The organism is Pilimelia anulata, from assembly GCF_014647895.1.
Lineage (GTDB): Bacteria > Actinomycetota > Actinomycetes > Mycobacteriales > Micromonosporaceae > Pilimelia > Pilimelia anulata.
On record NZ_BMQB01000004.1, the window covers coordinates 379,519 to 401,038 of the forward strand.

Below are 21,520 nucleotides of genomic sequence, written 5' to 3' on the forward strand. Positions count from 1 at the left end.
CCGATAGTAGCGAGTAGAACTATCCATAACCAGAGGGGGACGGGTGCGGATCTCGGAGCTGGGCCGGCGCAGCGGCGTGCCGGTCGCCACGATCAAGTACTACCTGCGCGAGGGGCTGCTCCCGCCCGGCGTGCCGACGGCCGCGAACCAGGCCAGCTACGACGACGGGCACCTGCGCCGGCTGCGGCTGGTCCGGGCGCTGATCGGGGTGCGCGGGCTGAGCGTCGCGGCGACCAGGGAGATCATGGCGGGGGTGGACGCGTACGCCGGCGACACCCACCTGCTCCTGGGCCTGGTCCTCGGCGCCCTCCCCCCGGACGCGGGCGGGTCGGACGGTCACCCCGGTCGCGGCGCGGGCGCCGGCGGGCCGGGGGATCCGGCGGCGGGGGTGGACGCGCTCGTCGCCGCGCTGGGCTGGCGGGTGTCGGCGCACGCGCCGGCGCGGCGGGTGGTCGCCGACACGCTGGCGACGCTGCGGGCGATGGGCGAGGAGGCCGACTGGCGGCTGCTGCTGCCGTACGCCGAGCTGGCCGCGGCGACCGCCGAGCTGGACCTGGACCGGCTCGCCCGGGTCGACGAGCCGCTGGCCCGGGCGGAGCGGGCGCTGCTGCTGACGGTCCTGCTGGAACCGGCGCTGCTGGCGCTGCGCCGGCTGGCGCAGGAGCACGAGTCGGCCCGGCGCTACGGCGCCCCGGAGTAACCAGCGACCGACTGCCTTCTAAGCAGTTGCTCGTTCGTCGCCCGCAGTTGCTCGCTCGTCGGCCGGGCGGGTCGCCGTCACCGCCCAGACGCGGTGCGGGATCGACAGGACGTCGCCCGGGAAGTCCGCGGCGAGCAGCGCCCGCAGGTCCGCCGCGAACCGCGCCACCGCCCGCCGCGGCAGGCTCGCCCCCACCCCGGCGCTCGCCCGGATCCGGCCGACCCAGTCCGCCGGCCGGTACGGCACCGGCACGTCGAACGAGAACGTCTCGATCCCGGCGAAGCCGCCGACCGCCAGGTCGGTGAGCCAGCGCGGGTACAGGCCGGTGCCGCCGCCGAGGTACCAGGTCGGGTTGTGCCGCCGGATCAGCGCCTCCGTCGCCTCGACCACGTTGCCGGGCAGCGGCAGCCAGGAGAAGTGCGCGATGACCACCACCCCGCCCGGCCGCAGCAGCCGGTACACCTCGGCGGCGGCCGCGTCCGGCTCGAACCAGTGCCAGCACTCGCCCGCGGCGACCACGTCGAACGGCGGGTCGGCGGGCAGCCCGGTGCGCTCGGCGGAGCCGACCCGGTAGGTGACCGCGACGCCGGCGGTGGCGTCCAGCTCGCGGGCCCGGTCGAGCAGCGCGGGCGCCGGGTCGACGCCGGTGACGTCGGCGCCGGCGCCGGCGAACAGCCGGGCGAGGCTGCCGGTACCGGTGCCGAGGTCCAGCACCCGCCGGCCGGCGGCGGTGACGCCGCGGGCGGCGAGCCGGTCCAGCAGCTCGGGCGGGAAGCCGGCGCGGTGGCGGGCGTAGTCGTCGGCGGTGCGGCCGAAGTCCGGCGGGTCGGGTCGGTCCACCCTGATCCCCTCCTGCGGGCGAACGGTTCGGGTCAGGCCGCGGCGGGGAGGAGGTCGTCGGCCGCCGCGGCGCCGGCCGGCGACCAGGCCGCGTGGCCGCGGGCGGACCACAGCGGGACCAGGGGGAGGTCGCGCAGCGCGAGGTTCTCGGCGAGCCGGTGGTCGCGCAGGCGCGCCGCGGGGTCGCCGGCGGCCGCCGCACCGGCCAGGTACCCGGCCACCCCCGGCACGGCGGAGGCCAGGTCGCGCAGCACCGGGTCCGCGCTCGGGTACGGCAGCGCGTGGTCGACCAGGTACAGCCCATCGACCACGCCGACCGGCGCATCCCCGGCCGCGCCCGCGGGTGCGGCCGTCGGCGTTGCCGCCCCGGGTCGGACCCGGTTCGGCGCACCGGGGGTGTCGGGCGTCGGTGTGCCGGGCAGGGGTTCGGCGTGGATCGGCACCTGGAGGGCGTGGCCGAGGCGGTCCGCCAGCGCCGTCGCCCAGCGCGCCTGCGCCGGCCCGTACCGGAGCCGGATCGGGCCCGCCGGCGCGCCGCCGACCTCGCCCAGCGCCGCCCGGGCCGCCGCCTCGTCGTACAGGCAGGCCAGGCACGCCCGCTCGCGCGCCAGGGGTACCGCCGGCGGCAGCAGTGCCCGCAGCGGCGCGACCCGGTGCCCGAGCGCGCCGGCGGCCAGCGCCTCCCGGTCGATCATGAGCGACAGGGCGTGCCGGACGGTCGGGTCGGCGAACCGCCGGTCGCCCGGCGCGAAGCCGAGGTACGCGGCCGCGGGCTCCGGCCAGGTCCGGCTGCGCGGGCCGGGGTCGTCGGCCCGGTCCGGCGGTACGTCGGTGGCCAGGTCGAGGTTGCCGGCGCGGAGGGCGCGGCCCTGCGCGTCCGCCGCGAACACCCGCAGGTCCAGCCGCGCGGCGCGGGCCGGGGTGGGCCCGCTGTAGTCGGCGAAGCGCAGCAGCGTCGCGCCGCGGCCCGGCCGCCAGGCCCGGGCCAGCCGGTACGGCCCGGTGCCGACCGGCCGGCGGGCGAAGGCGGCCCAGTCGCCGCCGGCCAGCGCCGCCGCGGGCAGCGGCACCAGCGCGGGCGCCGCGAGGACGGCGGGCAGCTCGGCGAACGGCGCGTCCAGGCGCACTCCGACGGTGTGCGGGTCGACCTCGCGCAGCCCGGCCACCTCGCCGCTGCCGAGCGTGGCGCCGTGTACCCGGAGCGTGTCGGCGAGCAGGCTGCCGCTGCGCCAGCGCTGCGCGAGCCCCGCCCGCCAGGCGCCGACGAGGGTCGCTGCGGTGACCTCCGTACCGTCGTGGAACCGCCACCCCGGCCGCAGCCGGACGGTCCAGTCGCGCTGGTCCGGGCTGGTCACCGCGGCGGCGAGCCGGGGCACGGCGCGGCCGGCGGCGTCGACCTCGGTCAGCGGCGTCCACAGTGCCCGGCCGACCAGCCGGCCGGGGGCGTCGGCGACGAGACCGGGCAGCAGCGTCGCCGGCTCGGCCAGCCCGACAGCGGGGGCGCGGTCGGGCGCCGCCGCCCACGCGCCCGCGGCGACCGCCAGCGCGGCCGCGACGGTGCCGACGAACCATCGGGCGCGCATGCGCGGATTATGCCAGCCACGAGGTTGTCTGTGCTGACGCTCGTCCATATCCTGTCGGTGCCGGCGCGCCGCCCGTGGAGGAGTGTGGCCATGTCCGTAATGCGATCGTGGGCGTCCGGGAGCGGGCGGCCCTGGCCGGCGTTCGCCGGCGCGCTGACCGTGACCCTCGTCCTGACCGCCGGGCCGGCCCGGGCCTGCGACCCCGAGCAGCACCGGCACGCGGCGGCCGCCGCCGCGGCCGGGGGCCACGCCCACCACCGCGACGAGGGCGCGAGCAAGAACGTCAAGCTCGTCGGCACCGTGCCGGACGCCAAGGGCGCCATCTCGGTGAACTTCCTGACCTACGACGACGGCCGCGACGTGATGCTGGTGTCCGGCACGTTCGGCCTGAAGGCGTACGACGTGGCCGACCCGGCCCAGCCGAAGCCGATCGGCGCGTTCACCCTGCCGAACATGTGGGAGACCGAGAACACCGAGGTCGACCCCGAGCGCAAGCTGGTGTTCCTGGCCCGGGACCCGCGGGCGTTCGGCGGGAACACCGACACGGGCGAGTCCGGCGTCTACACGGTCGACGCGAGCGACCCGACGAAGCTGCGCCAGCTCAGCTACGTGAAGGTGCCGTCCGGGCACACGACGAGCTGCGTCAACAAGTGCCGGTACCTGTGGACCGGCGGCCCGTCCAAGGCCAAGAACATGCCCGCCGACTGGGGCGGCCGGCCGATCTGGGTGACCGACATGCGCGACCCGGCGAAGCCGACGGTGTACCCGGACCCGATCGACCTGAACCGCAACGACGGCAAGACCGACTACGTGCACGACGTCCAGCTCGACGCCGCGGGCGTGGCCTGGGTGTCCGGGCGCGGCGGCGTGCGCGGGTACTGGACCGAGGGCGAGCACGCCGACCCGGTGACCGGCAAGACCCGGACGGCGACCGCGAGCGACCCCGTCCCGTACGCCGGCGGCGGCATCGCCGAGACCGCGGCCCCATCCCGGTTCATGCACAACAGCTTCCGGCCGACCGGCAACCGCCGCGGCGACGGCGGGTCGGCGCGCGACGACCTGCTGTACATCACGGAGGAGTCGTTCGTCTCCGGCTGCGCCGGCGACGGCGTGCTGGTGATCGCTTCGATCGCCGGTTCGGAGAAGGGCCAGGCGTGGAAGTCGACGCCGCAGCAGCCGTACCGGCTGACCACCGTCGGCACCTGGAGCGTCGCCGGCCAGGACGGCACCGACAAGAACAGCGCCGACTGCTCGGCGCACTACTTCGACATCAGCGGGAAGATCCTGGCGCAGTCGTTCTACGCGCAGGGCACCCGGTTCCTGGACATCTCGGACCCGAGCAACCCGCGGCAGGTCGCGTACCACCGACCGGGCGACGCGGCGTCGTGGGCGCCGTTCTGGCACAAGGGCCTGGCGTACGTGGCGGACAACAAGCGCGGCGTGGACGTGCTGAAGCTGGAGGGCGTCGAGTGACGGGCGGTCGGGGCGCCGGACCGGTGCCCCGACCGCGCGGAGGCACCCGAATCCGCAGTCCGTGGCGCGGCGTCCCCGCAGCGGCGCGGAGGTGATGCATGATCGTCTCCGGTCACGAATGGCCGGCTGTCGGATAGCCGACATTCATTCGTTCACGTGAGTGCGGCGAAGTGTGATGCGTTTACGTTCGTCACTCGCTGTATCGCGGTTCCTGGGGCCGCGGTCCTGCTGTTCGCGGCCCGGCTTGCGTCGAACCGCGACGCCATTGGCCGAAACCACTGGTGAGGCCCACCTCGAGAGTTGACCGGGGTGCGCGCCTGCTCGTCGTGGGGTCCGTGGAATCGTGGTGGCAGTTGGAGTGCCTGCACGGAGCGTGACGAGCGAGACGATCAATGCAGCGCTTTGACAGCGCTCTTGGGCTCTGTCAATATGCACTTGCGCAGCGATGGACGTTCCTCAATTCTCAAGGAGTGCGTTAGCCGCGCAAAGCACCGCAAGCCAATTCGGGGAGGAATTGCAGTGCAAATGACGGCCAAAACAAGGTTTATTGCCAAGTCCGCAGTAGTCCTATTTCTCGGGGCCGGCGTGCTGATCGCGAGTGGGCCAGCTTACGGCGGTGGGACCGGCAACGTCGTACATAACTGCTATGGGCAGTGGTGGAACACGGCCTCAGCCCAAAAATGCAGCGTCGCCGGGGCATCGAGGCGTGGGCAGTACTATTCACGCACGACTTGCAGCGCCGAACCCGCTGATCGTGAGATTTGGGTCGGCCGCGACGTCGGCGACAGCAGGACCGAGCCGCTCTCGGACTGCCTGTTCAGTGCCACCTATGTGCACACTTCATTCAGCTGAATTGAGTTGGTGCAGCGCGTTATGGTAGCGGCGGCACTGCGACAGCAGTAGGCAACGTCGCCGGTTTCCTGATTCACGATCAGTGTGCCTATCCGCGACGCCTGCTGGTGGTCGTGTACCCTCTCACAGACTCCTGGATTCGTCACAGAAGGCGCCGGCATGACGTTAACGCTGGAAGATATCTCGCAAGGGTACGGACGACGCCCGGTGATCGATCGGCTCAGCCTCGAGTTGTCACCGGGTGTCGTCGGCCTGCTCGGCCCAAATGGTGCAGGTAAGACCACGCTACTGCGCACCATGGCGACAGTGATGCCCCCGAAGGCAGGCACCATGAGTCTGGGAGCAGTGACCGTGACGGGCGAGCGGCAGGTGCGCCTGGTGCGCAACCAGATTGGCTATCTGCCGCAAGACTTCGGGTATGAGCCCGGCATGCGGGTTCTCGATTTCGTACGTTACGCGGCTTGGATGAGAGGGATGCCGTCACGGGACTGGGACGCCGCCGCTCGCGTAGCTCTGGAAAAGGTAGATCTACACGACGAACGCCGAACGAGGATGAAGAAACTCTCTGGCGGAATGCGACGTCGTGCCGGTATAGCGTGGGCGATTGTCGGGGAGCCGCTACTGGTCTTGCTGGATGAGCCGACGGTTGGACTCGACCCCCGACAGCGCCTCCAGTTCCGGAGAATTGTCTCCGGATTGAGCTCGTCAATTGTGGTGCTGAGCACTCACCTGATCGACGACATCGATGCAGTATGCGATCGGGTGGTCGTTTTGCATGGTGGAGAGATCCGATTCGATGGAACTACTCGCGCTTTGGAGAATCTGGCACGCCACGAATTGCCGGGCAACAGCGCGCTGGAGCGCGCATATATGAGCTTGCTGCCCGACGAGGAGCAGAACTTGTGAGAAGCGCCTTGGTCCTGCACCTGAGGATGTCGCCGATTCGATGGATCTGGGTTCCGATGTTGGTACTCGACCTCGCCGTGCTTTTACTGCGCGGAAGCCACCACTGGATCGGGTCGTGGCCTGCCACCGGAGCCGCCGCGCAACTGCCGGCGTTCTTTCTCAGTATGTTGGCAGCAGGCGCTGCTGCCTGGTCAGCCGGGTCAACCACGCGCCACCGACTCGAGGAGCAACTGACTGCGGCCTCGAAGTCCCGAGTGAGATCCGAAGCCTACCGACTGTGCGCCACATTGATTCTGATGCTCATACCGTACCTGGCTGGTCAGGCCCTGGCATTCGGGCTCACCGCATGGACTTTTCCGTCGGGCTTGACCCTCTGGTTCGGATACTTCCTGATGGGGACTACGCTCCTGCTTCTCTCAACCGCGTGGGGATGGCTCTTCGGAAAGCATCTCGGTGCGGCGTTCGCTGCCGTATGTGCGTCGCTGAGCTGGGTGATGGCGGTACTGTTTTTTCTTATGTCATCAACCGACGGAATTGTCGTCGTGAGCGGGCCGGTGTGGCAGCAGGTCGACAATTCCGGCGCGCTCGTCAGGACGTTGACGGCGATCGGTCTGTGTGTGGCAGTCGTTTGGATTCCCGACATCGCTCGCCGGAAGCGGCAACAGTTCGCCCCGCTGTACTCGTTGACACTGGTTGTGGCCGTGTGTTTCGTCATCGGCAACACAACGGGCATCATCGATCGGAAACGTCCTGCGAACCCGCTGTGCACCGACGGTGCGGTGACGATCTGTTTGTGGCCGGAACACGAAAAGTATCTACCCATGGTTCAGGCGATCAGTAACAGGATAGATCGTCTTCCGGAGGGCTTCGCACTTCCTACGCGACTTCAGGAAAAGGGCGTTGGTCCGGCCGACTCCAGCGATGATCAGTCGCGGTACCCGGATGCGCACGGCGAATTTCTTATCATCGAAGGGAGCCGCTGGTCTGTGGCGTCGAGTGTTTCGACGGCGATCGTCAAGGAGACTTTTGCGAACTGCGACTGGGGTGCGATACAGAGCGCCAGGGACATCCGACCCGACGCTATCGCCAGTTGGACCGAGTGGTTTATCGCTGGTGGAGGCGGGCGTGACTACCGAACGAGCGGTGAGATGGATGACCTGCACCGGGCATGGCAACTCGCCGCGGATATCAGCCGCGACCTCCCGCCAGACGGTCAGGCGGCGTGGGTACGCAGAGAACTCGTGGACCTGAAAGCGCGATACTGTGCCACGCGGTAGCGATGCTCGCCTCAAGTGGCCGTTCCGTCCGTGCGCAACATTTGTGCGACTGCGGAACGGTGCGGCCGCAGTGTCGATTGGCCTGCTGCTCGGTATTCTGACCGCTGCTTTGGGCAAGTATGCGGTCGCATTACCGGCCGCGACAGAAGACCGCGCAGTCGTCCCCATGTGGCGATTGCTGGCCATGGGTGCAGGTGTGTTGCCGGCACTTGCTCTACACAGTTCGTTGGCGGACTTGGAGCAGCAGACGTCCACCATTCGCAAGATGGAGCGACGATATCTCGCCGGTGTGGCGACGGCGACAGGGTTAGCCTACCTGGCGGCAGCCGCGGTGACGTTGCCTATAACGTTGATAGCAGTGTTGGCGCGATCCATTGTTGGTTGGCTGGGCCTGTCGCTTCTCTCGGGCAGGTTTCTCGGGTGGAGATTGTCTTGGGGTGCACCAATCATGATCTTTGCTGTACTGGTCTACTGGGGGACCGGAGGTGATGGTCAAGTTTATGAGTGGTGGGAGTTCTCCGCGCGCCCGCACAGTGATTCGGCCAGCATGGCGCTGTGCCTCGTGCTGTTTGCCGTCGGCGTGTGTGCGCAGGCCATGACACCGTGGCGGATCCGGCGTCTGACATCGGTGCCGCAGGCCGGACGCCGGGGATCTCGCCCTCTGCGGCGACATACCTGACAACCCGCCGTGGAGTGCATCGTTGCGGCAGCCGGGCCGAGTCGAGCGCCGGCCTCGCCGGTCCGGTGCGCCGAGCCATTGGGCCGCGTTGACCGGCGATCCGCCGGGGGTCGCGGTCGTCCGAGCTCGCGGGGCGGCTGCGCCGGGGTGGTCGGGCGGCCGCTGGCGGGGTCGCGCGGAGCGCGCCCGGCAGGATTCGAACCTGCGACCAACTGCTTAGAAGGCAGCTGCTCTATCCGCTGAGCTACGAGCGCCGGGCCCGGGGAGGGCCGAAAGCAGGCTACCGTCTCGGCGGAATCGACGATGTGCCACGGGTCACCTGCTGACGTACCGGGGCAATCCGGGCTCAGTTCTCCACGTACGCGCCGAGCCAGCGCCCCCATTCGGTGAACAGGCGCTCGCGCACGTCCGGCGCGGACAGCGTCAGGTCGTGCAGGCCGCCCGCCACCCGGACGAGCGTCACGTGCCGGCCCAGCGCCGGTGCCCAGCGCGCCATGTGCGCGACATCCAGCACCGCGTCGGTGTGCCGTACCACGTCGTGCCAGCGGCCGCCGGTGTAGCTGCGGGTCGAGCTGGTGAGCAGGACCGGGGCGTCGATCGCCAGGCCCGCGCGCAGTCGCCGCTGCCCGTCCCGGATCGCGTGCAGCCAGCCGGCCCGCACCGGGAAGCCGGTCAGCGGCTTCCACGCCAGGTCGTACTCCCACGCGCCCCGCCGCGAGCGGTGCAGGCTCTCGCCGTAGTGCGCGGCCAGGCCGGCGGCGACCTGCTGCCGCGGCGCCGCCCGCCCGACCCGGGCCAGCGCGGTCAGCACCGGCCGGCGCATCAGCCAGGGGGCGCGGAAGTCGAAGAACGGGCTGTTCAGCAGCACCCCGTCGACCAGCCCGGCGGCCCGCCGGTCGTGCGCCCACAGCGCCGCGATCAGGCCGCCGGTGGAGTGGCCGAGCAGCAGCAGCCGGTCGTGCGCGTCGTCCTCCCGGATGATCCGGACGGCCTCGGTCAGCTCCGGGTCGTACTCGGCCAGGCTGCGGCAGAAGTTCGGCGTCTGGTGCGGGAGCAGGCTGCGGCCGTGCTTGCGCAGGTCGAGCGCGTAGAAGTCCCAGCCGCGGTCGACCAGGAAGTCGGCCAGGTGGGCCTGGAAGAAGTAGTCGACGAACCCGTGCAGGTAGAGCACCGCCCGCCCGCTCGGCCGCGGCGCCCGCCGCCGGACCAGCGTCGCGACGACCGGCCCCTCGTCGTCGGGCGCGAGGTCGAGGGTCATTTTCTCGTACGGCGGGCCGAGCAGGTCCGTCTCCATGACCGGATCGTACGACCGGTACGCCCCCGTTGGTGGCGCTTCGCACGGCGTCGCATTCCGGACGTGCCGGGCATCGCCGCCCTCGTCCACAGGACGGCTCCCGTCCACAGGGGAGGCGGTGCGGCGGTGGCGGCCGGCCCGGCCCGGCGGCGAGGGTGGCGGCCGAGGCGAGGAGGGCCGATGTTCGATACCTACGTGACGATCCGCGGGAACGTACTCGCGGCGCCGACCTGGCGCCGGACCCAGCGCACCCAGTCGCTCGTGGCCAACTTCAAGGTGGCGTCCACCGCCCGCCGGTTCGACCGGGACACGGGCGCCTGGGTGGACGGCGACAGCCTGCGCGTCCGGGTCAACTGCTGGCGCCGGCTGGCCGAGGGCGTGGCCGCGTCGGTGATGGTCGGCGACCCGGTGGTCGTGGTCGGCCGGCTGTACACCCGCGACTGGACGGACACCGAGGGCGCCAACCGGACCACCTACGAGGTCGAGGCGGTGGCCGTCGGGCACGACCTGTCCCGCGGGCGGGGCCGGTTCACCCGGCACCGGCCGGCGCCGGGCACGAGCGAGATCGTGGCCCCGGACCAGGACGAGCGGGTCCGCGGCGAGCCGGCCGCAGCGGTGGCGGGGCCGCCCGTCGCGCCGTACCCGGCGGGGGACGACGACTGGGACGACGCCCCGGTACCGGACGAGTCGCCCACCGACGCGCTCAGCGAGGTCCGCGGCGGCGGCTTCGACACCGACGGCCGCGGCTTCGGGGCGGTTCGCGGCCGCCCCGAGCGGGACGGCGGCGACGGCGAGCCGGCGGGGCACGATGGCGGCGGCGGGTCGGTCGACCCGGCGGACGGTCGGCCCGAGTGGGCGGCGGTGCCGGGATAGACCGGCCCGGGTACGGGCGGCGATAGGCTCGCGGCACGGCGGAAAGGACGGCGGCGGGTGAACGGGGATCGGGTGGACGGCGTGCGGGTGGACGGGCACGGGGTGGCGCGGGCGGCCGGGCTGGCGCTCGGCTTCGCGCTGGACGCGCTGCTCGGCGACCCGCGCCGGCTGCACCCGGTGGCCGGGTACGGCCGCGCCGCCGGCGCCCTCGAACGCCGCCTGCACCGCCCGACCCGCCGCGCCGGGGCCGGCTTCGCGGCGCTCGCGGTCGGGGCGCCGGTGCTGTTCGGCGCGGCGCTGCACGCCGCCACCCGGCGCCGGCCGGCGCTGCACGCGCTGGCCGTCGCCGCCGCCACCTGGACCGTCCTCGGCGGCCGCACCCTGCGCCGCGAGGGCGCCCGGATGGCCGCCGCGCTGGACGCCGGCGACCTGGCCGCCGCCCGCGGCCGGCTGGGCCACCTGTGCGGCCGGGACCCGGCCGCGCTGGACGCCCCCGACCTCGCCCGGGCGACGGTCGAGTCCGTCGCCGAGAACACCTCGGACGCCGTCGTGGCCCCGCTGCTGTGGGGCGCGGCGGCGGGACTGCCGGGCCTGCTCGGGTACCGGGCGGCGAACACCCTGGACGCGATGGTCGGCCACCGGTCGCCGCGGTACGCCCGCTTCGGCACGCCCGCCGCTCGGCTGGACGACCTGGCCAACCTGGTCCCGGCCCGGCTCACCGGGCTGCTGACCGTGGCGGCGGCGCCGCTGGCGGCGGGCGACCGCGCCGCGGCGTGGCGGGTGTTCCGGCGGGACCGGGCCGACCACCCCAGCCCGAACGCCGGCCAGTGCGAGGCGGCGATGGCCGGGGCGCTCGGCGTCCGGCTCGGCGGCCGCAACGTCTACGCGGGCCGGACCGAGACCCGGCCGCTGCTCGGCGACGGCCCGCGCCCGGCGGCGGCGCACGTGCGCCGGGCGGCGCGCCTGTCCGGCGCGGTCGGCGCGGCCGCCGCGCTGCTGGCCGTCGGCGCCGTGCTCGGCGCGGTCGCGGTCCGACGGCGGGTGGTGGCGGCGTGAGCGGCGGGCTGCTGGTCGCCGGGACCACGTCCGACGCCGGCAAGAGCGTCGTGACCGCCGGGCTGTGCCGCTGGCTGCGCCGGCGGGGCGTGCGGGTGGCGCCGTTCAAGGCGCAGAACATGTCCAACAACTCCGTGGTCGCCGTCGGCGCCGACGGCCGCGGCGGCGAGATCGGCCGGGCGCAGGCGATGCAGGCCGCGGCCTGCGGCCTGGCGCCGGACGTCCGGTTCAACCCGGTCCTGCTCAAGCCCGGCGGGGACATGACCAGCCAGGTCGTCCTCCTCGGCCACGCCGTCGGGACGGCCGCCGGGCGCGACTACCGCGCGTGGAAGCCGCGGCTGGCCGGCCCGGTCTTCGACACGTACGCGGCGCTGCGCCGGGAGTACGACGTCGTCGTCTGCGAGGGCGCCGGCAGCCCCGCCGAGATCAACCTCCGGGCCGACGACTTCGTCAACCTGGGCCTGGCCCGCCGGATGAACCTGCCGGCCGTGGTCGTCGGCGACATCGACCGCGGCGGCGTGTTCGCCTCGTTCTTCGGCACCCTGGCCCTGCTCGCGGCCGCCGACCAGGCGCACGTGGCCGGGTTCGTGGTCAACAAGTTCCGCGGGCACCGCGACCTGCTCCGGCCGGGCCTCGACGCGCTGGCCGGCCTCACCGGCCGGCCGGTGCTCGGCGTGCTGCCGTACGCGCCGGACCTGTGGCTCGACGGCGAGGACTCGCTCGCCCACGGCGCCGTCCTCGGCCGCCCCGCCCCGCCGCGCGGTACCCAGTGGCTGCGGGTCGCCGTGGTCCGGCTGCCGCGGATCTCCAACGCCACCGACGCCGAGGCGCTCGCCGCCGAGCCGGGAGTCCGGGTCCGGCTCACCACCGACCCGGCCGAGGTGGCCGACGCCGACCTGGTCGTCCTGCCCGGTACCAAGGCCACCGTCGCCGACCTGGACTGGCTGCGCCGGACCGGCCTCGCCGACGCCGTGGTCGCGCACGCCCGCGCGGGCCGCCCGCTGCTCGGCCTGTGCGGCGGCTTCCAGATGCTCGGCCGACGCATCCACGACGACGTCGAGAGCGGCCGCGGCACGGTCGACGGCCTGGGCCTGCTCCCGCTCGACACCACGTTCGCGGCGGACAAGACCGTGCGCCGCGCGGCCGGTACGGCGTTCGGCGGGGTGCCGGTCGCCGGGTACGAGATCCACCACGGGCGGGTCACCGCCGCCGCCGAGGGGCTGGCGCCGCTGCTGCTGGACGCCGCCCGCGGGCCGGAGGGGGCGCGGGTCGGCAACGTGCTCGGCACCCACTGGCACGGCGCGTTCGAGTCGGACGACTTCCGCCGGGCCTTCCTCACCGACGCCGCCCGGGCGGCGGGGCGGGCGGGGTTCGCGGTCGCCCCGGACACCCGGTTCGGCGCGGCCCGCGAGGCCACCCTCGACCTGCTCGGCGACCTGGTCGAGGAGCACCTGGACACCGCGGCCCTCTGGCGCCTGATCGACGGGGGCCCGCCGCGCGACCTGCCGTTCGTCCCGCCGGGCGCCCCCGACATCCCGGCGACGGCCACGCCGGATGCCGCGGGACCCGGCCGCTTCGGGCGGCCCGGCACCGCCGCGGCGGGTGGCGACGCCGAGGTCAGCGACGCCGTTCCGGACGCCGACCGGGCGGCGCGGTGAGCGGGCAGGGGTGCGACCCGGACGTGCACGCGCTCGCCGTCGCCGTCCGCGCCGGCCCGCCCAGGCTGGGCGCCGGAACCCGGCTGATCTGCATCGACGGGCCCAGTGGCACCGGCAAGACCACCCTCGCCGGGCGGCTGGCGGGGGCGCTGAGCGGCCGGTTCGACCAGCCGGCACCCGTGGTGTCCACCGACGACCTGCTCGCCGGCTGGGCCGACCAGTTCACCTTCTGGTCGCGGCTGGAGCGGCAGGTCCTCGCCCCGCTGCGGGCCGGGGTAGCCGGCTCCTACCGGCCGTACGACTGGGCGGCCGGGCAATTCCGCGACGAGCCGGTGGACGTGCCGGTGACCGGCGTGGTGATCGTGGAGGGCGTGAGTGCCGCCCGGGCGGCCATCCGGCCCGAGGCGACGCTGACGATCCTCGCCGACGCGCCCGCCGCCGTCCGGCAGGCGCGGGCCCGCGGGCGGGACGACCCCGCGACCCACGCGGCGTTGGAGCGGTGGTGGCGGGCCGAGGACGCGTGGTTCGCCGCCGACGGTACGGCCGCGGCCGTCGACCTCGTGTACCGCACGGGATGAGCGCCGCACCCGGTACGCCCCCTACGATCACGGGCATGACGACTCCGCTGACCGAGACCGACGTGCGCGCGGCGATCGCGCGGGAGCTGCCCGGCGTCCGGGCCGACCTGGAGCGGCTGATCCGGATCCCCGGCATCGCGTTCCCCGGCTTCGACCACGCCGAGGTCGACCGCTCGGCGGCGGCCACCGCCGAGCTGCTGCGCGGCTGCGGCCTCGACGTCGAGATCGTCCGCGCCGGCGGCCAGCCGGCCGTGATCGGGCGCCGCCCGGCGCCGCCCGGCGCGCCGACCGTGCTGCTGTACGCCCATCACGACGTGCAGCCCACCGGCGACCCGGCGCTGTGGGACGCCGACCCGTTCACCCCGGTCGAGCGCGACGGCCGGCTGTACGGCCGCGGCGCCGCCGACGACAAGGCCGGCATCATGGTGCATGTGGCGGCGCTGCGCGCGCTCGGCGACCGGCTGCCGGTCGGCGTGGTGGTGTTCGTCGAGGGCGAGGAGGAGTACGGCTCCGAGTCGCTGGAGGCGCTGCTGGAGGAGCACCGGCAGACCCTCGCCGCCGACGTGATCGTGATCGCCGACTCGGGCAACTGGGACATCGGCACGCCCGCGCTCACTACCTCCCTGCGCGGCATCGTGAACTGCTTCGTCGAGGTGCAGGTCCTGGCGTCGGCCGTGCACTCGGGGATGTTCGGCGGGCCGATCCCGGACGCGCTGACCGTCCTCGCCCGGCTGCTCGGCAGCCTGCACGACGACGCCGGCGACGTGGCGATCGACGGGCTGGTGGCGACCGAGGCGGCGCCGCTGGACCTGCCGCCGGAGCGGCTGCGCACCGAGGCGGGCGTGGTCGGCGGGCTGGAGTTCATCGGCACCGGCCGGCTGGTCGACCGGCTGTGGACCAAGCCGTCGATCGCCGTGCTGGGCATCGACGCTCCGCCGACGAAGGGCGCGCCGAACGCCCTCGTCCCGTACGCCAAGGCCAAGATCAACCTCCGGCTGGCGCCCGGCCAGGACCCGGCCGCCGCGTACGCCGCGCTGCGCACCCACCTGGAGAAGCACGCGCCGTGGGGCGTGCGGCCGACGGTCACGCTGGAGCAGGACGGCGCGCCGTGCGTGATCGACGCGGCCGGGCCGGTGTTCGACGCGGTCCGGTCGGCGTTCCGCACGGCGTGGGACGGCGTCGAGCCGGTGGACATCGGCATCGGCGGGTCGATCCCGTTCATCGCCACGTTCCAGGAGATGTTCCCGCGCGCGGCGATCCTCGTCACCGGCGTCGAGGACCCGCACTCGGCGGCGCACGGGCCGAACGAGAGCCTGCACCTGGGCGAGTTCGCCCGCGCCTGCCTCGCCGAAGCGCTCCTGCTCAACGCCCTCCCCGCCGCCCGCTGACCCCGGTGCCCCGCGCCGCCCTGCCATCAGCCGCCCGACGCCAGCCACCCAACCTCGGTCGGCCCGACGTCAGCGCCCAACCTCAGCCGGCCCGACGCCAGCCGTCCACCGTCAGTCGGCCCAAACGTCAGTCGGCCCGGCGTCAGCCGAGCGGGTGGTTGGCCGGGCGACGGGCCGGGGCGGCGGGCGACTCCGTCGCCGCGCGGGCCTCGCGGCGGGCCAGCCAGCCGAACCCCACCCACGCCATCGCCGCGAACAGCCACCACTGCACCACGTACCCGGCGTTCTGCCAGGTGCGCTGCCGCGGCGACGGCACCGGCACGAGCGCGTCGGTGGCCGGGTCGGGGGAGTCGGCGTCGCGCAGCAGGTACCCGCCGTACAGCGGGTACGGCAGCTCCGCCGCCAGCCGCGCCGGCGCGATCCGGCGCACCTCCGGCCGCCCGTCGATCCGGTCCGGCGGCGCCGCGCCGGACTCCGGCGGGGCGAGCCGGCCGACGACGGTCACCGGTCCGGTGGGCGCCGCCGGTACGGCCGGCCGGGTCCTGGCGTCGCCCGCGACCGCGGCCACCCAGCCCCGGTCGACCAGGACCGCCGCGCCGCTGGGCAGGCGCAGCGGGGTGAGCACCTCGAAGCCGCGCTCGCCGTCCAGCGTCCGGCCCCGGACCAGGATCTCCCGGCCGACGTCGTACGAGCCGCTCGCCGTGGCCCGCGCCCACCGCGCCGCGCCGGCCGGCGCCGGACCGACCCCGGCACCGCCGGCGCCGGGTGAGGCGGGGAAGGCGGGGCCGGGCGGGTCGGGGAGCAGGCCGGCCAGCGGCACCGGCGCCGCCGCCTCGGCGGCCGCGATGCGGTCGTTGGTGGCGGTCCGCTGGGTGTACCGGTCGTACTGCCACCAGCCCGCGAGCACCATCAGCGCCGACGCGGCCAGGGTGATGGCGGCGTAGCCGAGCCAGCGCGGGCTCGCCAGGAAGCGGTACACGCGCCCGAGGTTAGCCCGGGCGGGAACGGTGTGATTCGCGCCACTCGCCCGACCGGTAGGGCGTTCGGCGTGGCGGTCCGGCTCACCCGGTATCGTCCGGTCCCGGCGGTTCACCCGGAGCGCGCCCCCCGAACCGATCGAGCGAGAGGTGTGTCTGTGATCCGGATCGCGGTCCGCCGGTTCCCCCTGCTGACCGTCTCCACCCCGCGCCTGCACGTCCGGCGGCTGATCGAGGCGGACGCCGCCGCGGTCGCCGGCATTCTCGTCGACAAGCAGGTGCAGCGGTGGCTGCCGTTCTCCGCCGGGTTCGACCGGGCCGAGGGCCTGGCCTGGTGTACCGAGCTGGCCGACGAGCGGCGCGACGCCGGCGCCGGTGACCACTACGGCGTGGTCCGGCGGGAGGACGACCGGCTGGTCGGCTGCGTCTGGGCCAAACGCACCGACTGGGCGGCCCGGGCGACCGAGCTGAGCTGCGCGGTCGCCGCCGACGCCCGCGGCTTCGGGCTGGCCGCGGAGGCGCTGGACGCGCTGACCGTGGCGTTGGTCCTGGAGCACGGGTTCCACCGGGTCGAGGTCCGGGTCGCGCCGGGCAACCTGGCGTCGCGGCGGGTGGTGGAGAAAGCCGGGTTCACGTACGAGGGACTCATGCGCGACGCCGGCTTCACCCACAGCGGCCGGGTCGACCTGGAGGTCTGGTCGATGGTCGCCGCCGACCTGCGCTGAGACCGCACGCGCGCCGCCGCCGGCCCGAACCGGGCTCGGCGGCGGCGACGGCGTGGCGGAACGCTAGTGCAGGATCTTGGACGACGGGGCGTTGAACTTCTTCTTGGCCAGCCCGGCCGTTCCGTCCCGGAGTACCTGGCCGGCGGTCTGGATCGGCTTCCACGAGTTCCAGTCGCCGACGTTGTGGAACGGATTGTCCGGGTCGGCGACGAAGCTCGCCGCCGCCAACTGCGGCGTGTACCCGACGAACCAGGCCGCCCGGGTGTTGTCCGTCGTACCGGTCTTGCCGGCCACCGGCCGCCCGACGATCCCGCGCACCTGCGGCGCCGTCGACCAGCCGCCGCAGCCGCCGCGCTGGGCGCCCGAGCCGGTGACGCAGCTCGCCGCGTCCGTGGCCGCCCGGGCGACGTCCGCGCTGAACGCCCGGCGGCACTCGGGGTCGGCGACCTTGCGGCCGGCGTGGGTCAGGTCCCGGCCGTTGGCCCGCTTGATGCTCAGGACGGGGTTCGGCTTGCAGTACGAGCCCTCGGCGGCCAGCGTCGCGTACGCGTTGGCCATCTCCAGCGGCGTGGTGTCGGCGACGCCCAGGGTGAACGCGCCCCAGGTGTTCGCCTTCGCCGGCGACGCCTGCGTCCGGTCGATGTCGGTCCGCCACTGCAGGCCCAGCTTCTCGGCCATCCGGACCGCGCTCTCCGCGCCGACCTTCTGCTCCAACTGGACGAAGTACGTGTTCACCGACTTGCCGAAGCCCGACCACATGCTCTGCGTACCGGTCATGCCCTTGCTGGCGTTCGACGGGCACCACCGGCCGCCGCAGGACTTCGGGTCGTCCCACGAGGTGTAGTACTTCGACCGGTACTTGTACGGCGCGTAGTAGCTCGTGTTCAGCGGCAGCCCCTTGTCCAGCGCCGCGAGCATCGTGAACATCTTGAACGTCGACCCCGCCTGGTAGCCGGGCAGGTCGCCGCCGCCGAGCAGCTTGTTCACCGTGTTCGGGTAGTTGCCGCGCAGGTCGCCGCGCTTGGCCGGGTCGCTGTGCTCGCCGTTGTTCCGCTGGTCGAGCGAGTACACCCGGTTCACGCCCATCGACCGGACCCGGCCGGTGCCGGGCTGCACCGCGACCACGCCGTGCGCGAACGTGCTCCGGTTCCCCTCCTTGTTGACCACGTGCTGCTGGGTCTTCGCCTGGAGCTTCGGGTCCAGCGCAAGGATGATCTTGTACCCGCCGCGGCGGAGGTTGTCCTCCCGCTCGGCCGGGTTGTTGCCGAACGCCGGGTTGCCGAGCCACCAGCCCTTGAAGAAGTCGCAGTAGAAGCCCCAGTCGTTGTGCTTGCGCGGGACCGACACGCAGTCGTTCGGCGGGTCGGTCAGCCGCAGCACGATGGGCTGCTTCTTCGCCGCGGCGGCCTGCTGGGGCGTGATGTTGGCCAGCGCCGCCATCCGGTCGATGACGTAGTTGCGCCGCTCGGTGGCCGCCTTGCGGTTGTGCGCCGCCGGGTCGTACGCCGACGGGGCCTGGACGAGCCCGGCCAGCGTCGCCGCCTCGACCAGCGACAGGTCCTTGGGCAGCTTGGAGAAGAACACCTCGGACGCGGCGAACACCCCGAACGCCCGGTGCCCGAAGTACGCGGCGTTGAGGTACCGCTCCAGGATCTGCTCCTTGGTGAACCGCTTCTCCAGGATGATCGCCAGCCGCATCTCCCGGATCTTGCGGGCGCTGGTCTGCTCGGTGGCGTCCAGCGCCTCGCGCGGGGAGCGGGCGCCGTCGCGCAGCGCCATCCGGACGTACTGCATGGTCAGCGTCGACGCGCCCTGGGAGACCCCGCCGGCCCGCTGGTTGGCGACGAACGCCCGGGCGATGCCCTTGGGGTCCACCCCGCCGTGGTCGAAGAAGCGCGAGTCCTCCGAGGCCAGGATGGCCTGGGTCAGGTACGGCGTCATCGCCTTGATCCCGGTGTACCGGCGGTGCTCCTCGTAGAACATCGTCACCAGCGTCTTGCCGTCGCCCGCGTACACGTACGTGGTCTGCGCCGGCGCGGCGATGCGCATCTCCTTGGGCAGCGAGTCGAACTTCTCGGCCCCTGACTTCAGCGCCAGGCCGCCGACGGCGGCGATCGGGTACATCGCGGCGGCCAAGGCGACGCCGGAGATCACCCCGATCCGGAGGAACTGGGAGTAGAAGCGGAACGAAGCCAGGGCGCGCATGAACACATACAGAAAGTATGTCAACGACCATATCCGCACTGTGGAAACCGTCCAAGAGGTGTGAATCGCCCGGCGGGGGGGTTGCCGGGGGGTGGCGTCGGACTCCCGTGGGGGGCACGAGAGGATGCCCGGAGCGTGTGCGAAGCGCGGGGAGGCGCCCATGACCGAGCCGGACCTGGACCACCACGGCGACGCCGAGGTCGGCCCCGGCCTGGTCGACCTCGCGGTGAACGTCCGGCCCGGCCCGCCGCCCTGGCTGGCCGCCCCGATCGCCGCCGCGCTGACGCGCCTCGCCAGCTATCCGGACCCGCGCCCCGCCCGCGCTGCGCTGGCGCGGCGGCACGCTAGACCCTCCAACGAGGTACTGCTGACCGCGGGTGCGGCCGAGGCGTTCGTGCTATTGGGCCGGGCGTACCGGCCGCGCCACCCGGTCGTCGTGCACCCGCAGTTCACCGAGCCCGAGGCGGCCCTGCGCCGGGCCGGCCACGCCGTCGACCGGGTGCTGCTCGACGCCGCCGACGGCTTCGCCCTCGACCCCGCCCGGGTTCCCGACTCCGCCGACCTCGTCGTGCTCGGCAACCCGACCAACCCGACCTCCGCCCTGCACCCCGCCGACGCGGTCGCCGCCCTGGCCCGCCCCGGCCGGCTGCTGGTCGTGGACGAGGCGTTCGCCGACACCACCCACGCCCCCGGCGTCGCCGGCGAGCCCGCGTCGCTGGCCGCCCGCCGGGACCTGCCCGGCCTGCTCGTGGTCCGCAGCCTCACCAAGACCTGGGGGCTGGCCGGCCTGCGCGTCGGCTACGCCCTCGGCGCCCCCGACGTGCTCGCCCCGCTGGCCGCCGCGCAGCCGCTGTGGGCGGTCTCCACGCCCGCGCTGGCCGCCGCGCAGGCGTGCGCGGGGGAGCGGGCCGTCGCCGCCGAGCGGGCGCTCGCCATCGAGTTGGCCGCCGAGCGCGCCCACCTGGTCGCCGCCCTCCGGCGGCTGCCCGGCGTGCGCGTCCCCGGCGCGCCCACGTCGGCGTTCGTCCTGGTCACGCTGCCGAACGCGACGGCCGTACGGGCGCGGCTGCGCGAGCGCGGGTACGCGGTCCGGCGCGGCGACACCTTCCCCGGGCTGGGCGCCGACTGGCTGCGCGTCGCGGTACGACAGACTGCCACCACGGACGCGTTCGCGGCCGTCCTGGCGGAGATCATCGGGAGTGGGGCATGAGCGGACCGGACGGCCGACCGCACGACGGGCGCGGACCCGGCGCACCCCCGCCGACCGACACCGCGGACCCGGCACCCCGCGACCCGGCCGCCGCCCCGGACCCGTCCGCCGCTACCGGCCCGGCCGCGGACCCGCCCCGGTCCGCCGCGCCGGCACGGTCCCCGGCCGCCGCCGGCCCGGTCGCGGACGAGGAGCGGCTGCGGGCCGCCGTGGCCGCGATCCGCCCCGCCGACCCCGCCGCGCTGGCCGCCGCCCGGGACCGGCAGGCGCGGCTGACCAAGCCCGCCGGCTCGCTCGGCGCGCTGGAGGACCTGTCCGTCCGCCTGGCCGGCCTGGCCGGCACCTGCCCGCCGCCGCTGCCCGCCCCCGCCGCCCTGGCGATCTTCGCTGGCGACCACGGCGTGCACGCCGAGGGCGTGACCCCGTGGCCGCGCGAGGTCACCGCGCAGATGGTCGGCAACTTCCTGGCCGGCGGCGCGGTGGTCAACGCGTTCGCCCGCGAGGTCGGCGCCAGCGTCACCGTCGTCGACGTCGCCGTGGCCACCCCGCTGCCCGCCGCGCCCGGCCTGCGCCCGGCCCGGGTCCGCGCCGGCACCGGCAACCTCGCCGCCGAGCCCGCCCTGACCCGGGCCGAGGCGCTGCGCGCGCTCGCCGTCGGCCTGGACCTGGCCGGCGAGCTGGTCGACGGCGGCGCCGCGATCCTGCTCACCGGCGACATGGGCATCGCCAACACGACCCCCGCCGCCGCCCTGGTCGCCGCCTTCACCGGCGCCGCGCCGGGCGCCGTCACCGGCCGCGGCACGGGCGTGGACGACGCCACGTACGCCCGCAAGGTCGAGGTGGTCGCCCGCGCCCTCGACCGGCACCGCCCCGACCCGGCCGACCCGGTCGGCGTGCTCGCGGCCGTCGGCGGCGGCGAGCACGCCGCCCTGGCCGGCTTCATCCTCGGCGCGGCCGCCCGCCGCGTCCCTGTCGTGGTGGACGGCGTGATCGCCTGCTCCGCCGCCCTGGCCGCCGCGGCCCTCGCCCCCGCCGCGGTGGACGCGATGGTCGCCGGCCACCTGTCCGTCGAGCCCGGTGCGGGCGTCGCCCTGGCCCACCTGGGCCTGACCCCGCTGCTGGACCTCGGCCTGCGGCTCGGCGAGGGCACCGGCGCGGTGCTGGCCCTGCCGGTGGTCGCCGCGGCGGTCCGGGTACTGCACGAGGTGGCCACGTTCGACAGCGCGGGGGTGACGCAGAAGTGACC

The 21,520-nt window shown here is 74.2% G+C and carries 17 protein-coding genes, 1 tRNA gene and 1 pseudogene; 13 read left to right on the forward strand and 6 right to left on the reverse strand.

The window, feature by feature from the left end:
* Window positions 1-43: 43 nt before the first annotated feature.
* Window positions 44-700, forward strand: coding sequence for a MerR family transcriptional regulator (locus IEY94_RS11920; RefSeq protein WP_189170171.1), 657 nt, complete (start codon window positions 44-46; stop codon window positions 698-700).
* An 18-nt stretch (window positions 701-718) separates the two neighbouring features.
* Here IEY94_RS11920 and IEY94_RS11925 read toward each other — a convergent pair whose 3' ends face one another.
* Both IEY94_RS11925 and IEY94_RS11930 read right to left on the reverse strand, forming a co-directional pair.
* Window positions 719-1,540 carry a class I SAM-dependent methyltransferase gene (locus tag IEY94_RS11925; RefSeq protein WP_189170172.1) on the reverse strand — a complete coding sequence of 274 codons (822 nt, stop codon included), beginning with the start codon at window positions 1,538-1,540 and terminating at the stop codon, window positions 719-721.
* A 32-nt stretch (window positions 1,541-1,572) separates the two neighbouring features.
* Window positions 1,573-3,123, reverse strand: a complete 1,551-nt coding sequence (locus IEY94_RS11930) for an ABC transporter substrate-binding protein (protein ID WP_189170173.1) — start codon at window positions 3,121-3,123, stop codon at window positions 1,573-1,575.
* A 90-nt stretch (window positions 3,124-3,213) separates the two neighbouring features.
* Between IEY94_RS11930 and IEY94_RS11935 the strand changes: the two genes are divergently transcribed.
* From IEY94_RS11935 to IEY94_RS11950, 4 genes are all read left to right on the forward strand, one after another.
* Complete coding sequence (locus IEY94_RS11935; protein ID WP_229783655.1) at window positions 3,214-4,596, forward strand: LVIVD repeat-containing protein; 1,383 nt, start codon at window positions 3,214-3,216, stop codon at window positions 4,594-4,596.
* 1,011 nt (window positions 4,597-5,607) lie between these two features.
* Complete coding sequence (locus tag IEY94_RS11940) at window positions 5,608-6,354, forward strand: ATP-binding cassette domain-containing protein (RefSeq protein WP_189170174.1); 747 nt, start codon at window positions 5,608-5,610, stop codon at window positions 6,352-6,354.
* Between the two features lie 56 nt (window positions 6,355-6,410).
* Window positions 6,411-7,631: a DUF7224 domain-containing protein gene (locus IEY94_RS11945; protein WP_189170175.1), complete on the forward strand. Its 1,221-nt coding sequence runs from the start codon at window positions 6,411-6,413 to the stop codon at window positions 7,629-7,631.
* A gap of 70 nt (window positions 7,632-7,701) precedes the next feature.
* Window positions 7,702-8,310 carry a hypothetical protein gene (locus IEY94_RS11950; RefSeq protein ID WP_189170176.1) on the forward strand — a complete coding sequence of 203 codons (609 nt, stop codon included), beginning with the start codon at window positions 7,702-7,704 and terminating at the stop codon, window positions 8,308-8,310.
* A 181-nt stretch (window positions 8,311-8,491) separates the two neighbouring features.
* Here IEY94_RS11950 and IEY94_RS11955 read toward each other — a convergent pair.
* Both IEY94_RS11955 and IEY94_RS11960 read right to left on the reverse strand, forming a co-directional pair.
* Window positions 8,492-8,564, reverse strand: a tRNA-Arg gene (locus tag IEY94_RS11955).
* Window positions 8,565-8,665: 101 nt separating this feature from the next.
* Window positions 8,666-9,604: pseudogene (locus tag IEY94_RS11960) on the reverse strand (alpha/beta fold hydrolase); the annotation flags it as partial.
* A 180-nt stretch (window positions 9,605-9,784) separates the two neighbouring features.
* Here IEY94_RS11960 and IEY94_RS11965 point away from each other — a divergent pair.
* From IEY94_RS11965 to IEY94_RS11985, 5 genes are read left to right on the forward strand one after another with little or no spacing between them, the layout of a single operon-like run.
* A complete protein-coding gene (locus IEY94_RS11965) occupies window positions 9,785-10,477 on the forward strand; it encodes a single-stranded DNA-binding protein (RefSeq protein WP_189170178.1) in 693 nt (230 codons plus the stop codon).
* A gap of 57 nt (window positions 10,478-10,534) precedes the next feature.
* Window positions 10,535-11,533, forward strand: coding sequence for a cobalamin biosynthesis protein (locus IEY94_RS11970; RefSeq protein WP_229783657.1), 999 nt, complete (start codon window positions 10,535-10,537; stop codon window positions 11,531-11,533).
* Window positions 11,530-13,191 carry a cobyric acid synthase gene (locus IEY94_RS11975; protein ID WP_189170179.1) on the forward strand — a complete coding sequence of 554 codons (1,662 nt, stop codon included), beginning with the start codon at window positions 11,530-11,532 and terminating at the stop codon, window positions 13,189-13,191. The genes IEY94_RS11970 and IEY94_RS11975 overlap by 4 nt, the downstream gene beginning before the upstream one ends.
* Window positions 13,188-13,769 (forward strand): uridine kinase family protein, encoded by a 582-nt coding sequence (locus IEY94_RS11980; protein WP_189170180.1) that lies wholly within the window; start codon window positions 13,188-13,190, stop codon window positions 13,767-13,769. Before IEY94_RS11975 ends, IEY94_RS11980 begins: the two co-directional genes overlap by 4 nt.
* Window positions 13,770-13,804: 35 nt before the next feature.
* Complete coding sequence (locus IEY94_RS11985; RefSeq protein WP_189170181.1) at window positions 13,805-15,157, forward strand: dipeptidase; 1,353 nt, start codon at window positions 13,805-13,807, stop codon at window positions 15,155-15,157.
* Window positions 15,158-15,299: 142 nt separating this feature from the next.
* Here the strand turns inward: IEY94_RS11985 and IEY94_RS11990 are convergent, their stop codons facing one another.
* Window positions 15,300-16,136 carry an SURF1 family cytochrome oxidase biogenesis protein gene (locus tag IEY94_RS11990; RefSeq protein WP_189170182.1) on the reverse strand — a complete coding sequence of 279 codons (837 nt, stop codon included), beginning with the start codon at window positions 16,134-16,136 and terminating at the stop codon, window positions 15,300-15,302.
* Window positions 16,137-16,292: 156 nt separating this feature from the next.
* On the opposite strand from IEY94_RS11990, the gene IEY94_RS11995 reads away from it, so the two are divergent.
* Complete coding sequence (locus IEY94_RS11995; RefSeq protein WP_189170183.1) at window positions 16,293-16,859, forward strand: GNAT family N-acetyltransferase; 567 nt, start codon at window positions 16,293-16,295, stop codon at window positions 16,857-16,859.
* A gap of 63 nt (window positions 16,860-16,922) precedes the next feature.
* Here the strand turns inward: IEY94_RS11995 and IEY94_RS12000 are convergent, their stop codons facing one another.
* Window positions 16,923-19,064 carry a transglycosylase domain-containing protein gene (locus IEY94_RS12000; protein WP_189170184.1) on the reverse strand — a complete coding sequence of 714 codons (2,142 nt, stop codon included), beginning with the start codon at window positions 19,062-19,064 and terminating at the stop codon, window positions 16,923-16,925.
* 124 nt (window positions 19,065-19,188) lie between these two features.
* On the opposite strand from IEY94_RS12000, the gene cobC reads away from it, so the two are divergent.
* Window positions 19,189-20,274, forward strand: a complete 1,086-nt coding sequence (gene cobC, locus IEY94_RS12005; RefSeq protein WP_189170185.1) for an Rv2231c family histidinol phosphate aminotransferase CobC — start codon at window positions 19,189-19,191, stop codon at window positions 20,272-20,274.
* The gene (gene cobT, locus IEY94_RS12010; RefSeq protein WP_189170186.1) at window positions 20,271-21,518 is read left to right on the forward strand and encodes a nicotinate-nucleotide--dimethylbenzimidazole phosphoribosyltransferase; all 1,248 of its coding nucleotides are present in this window, start codon (window positions 20,271-20,273) and stop codon (window positions 21,516-21,518) included. Before cobC ends, cobT begins: the two co-directional genes overlap by 4 nt.
* Window positions 21,519-21,520: the final 2 nt, after the last annotated feature.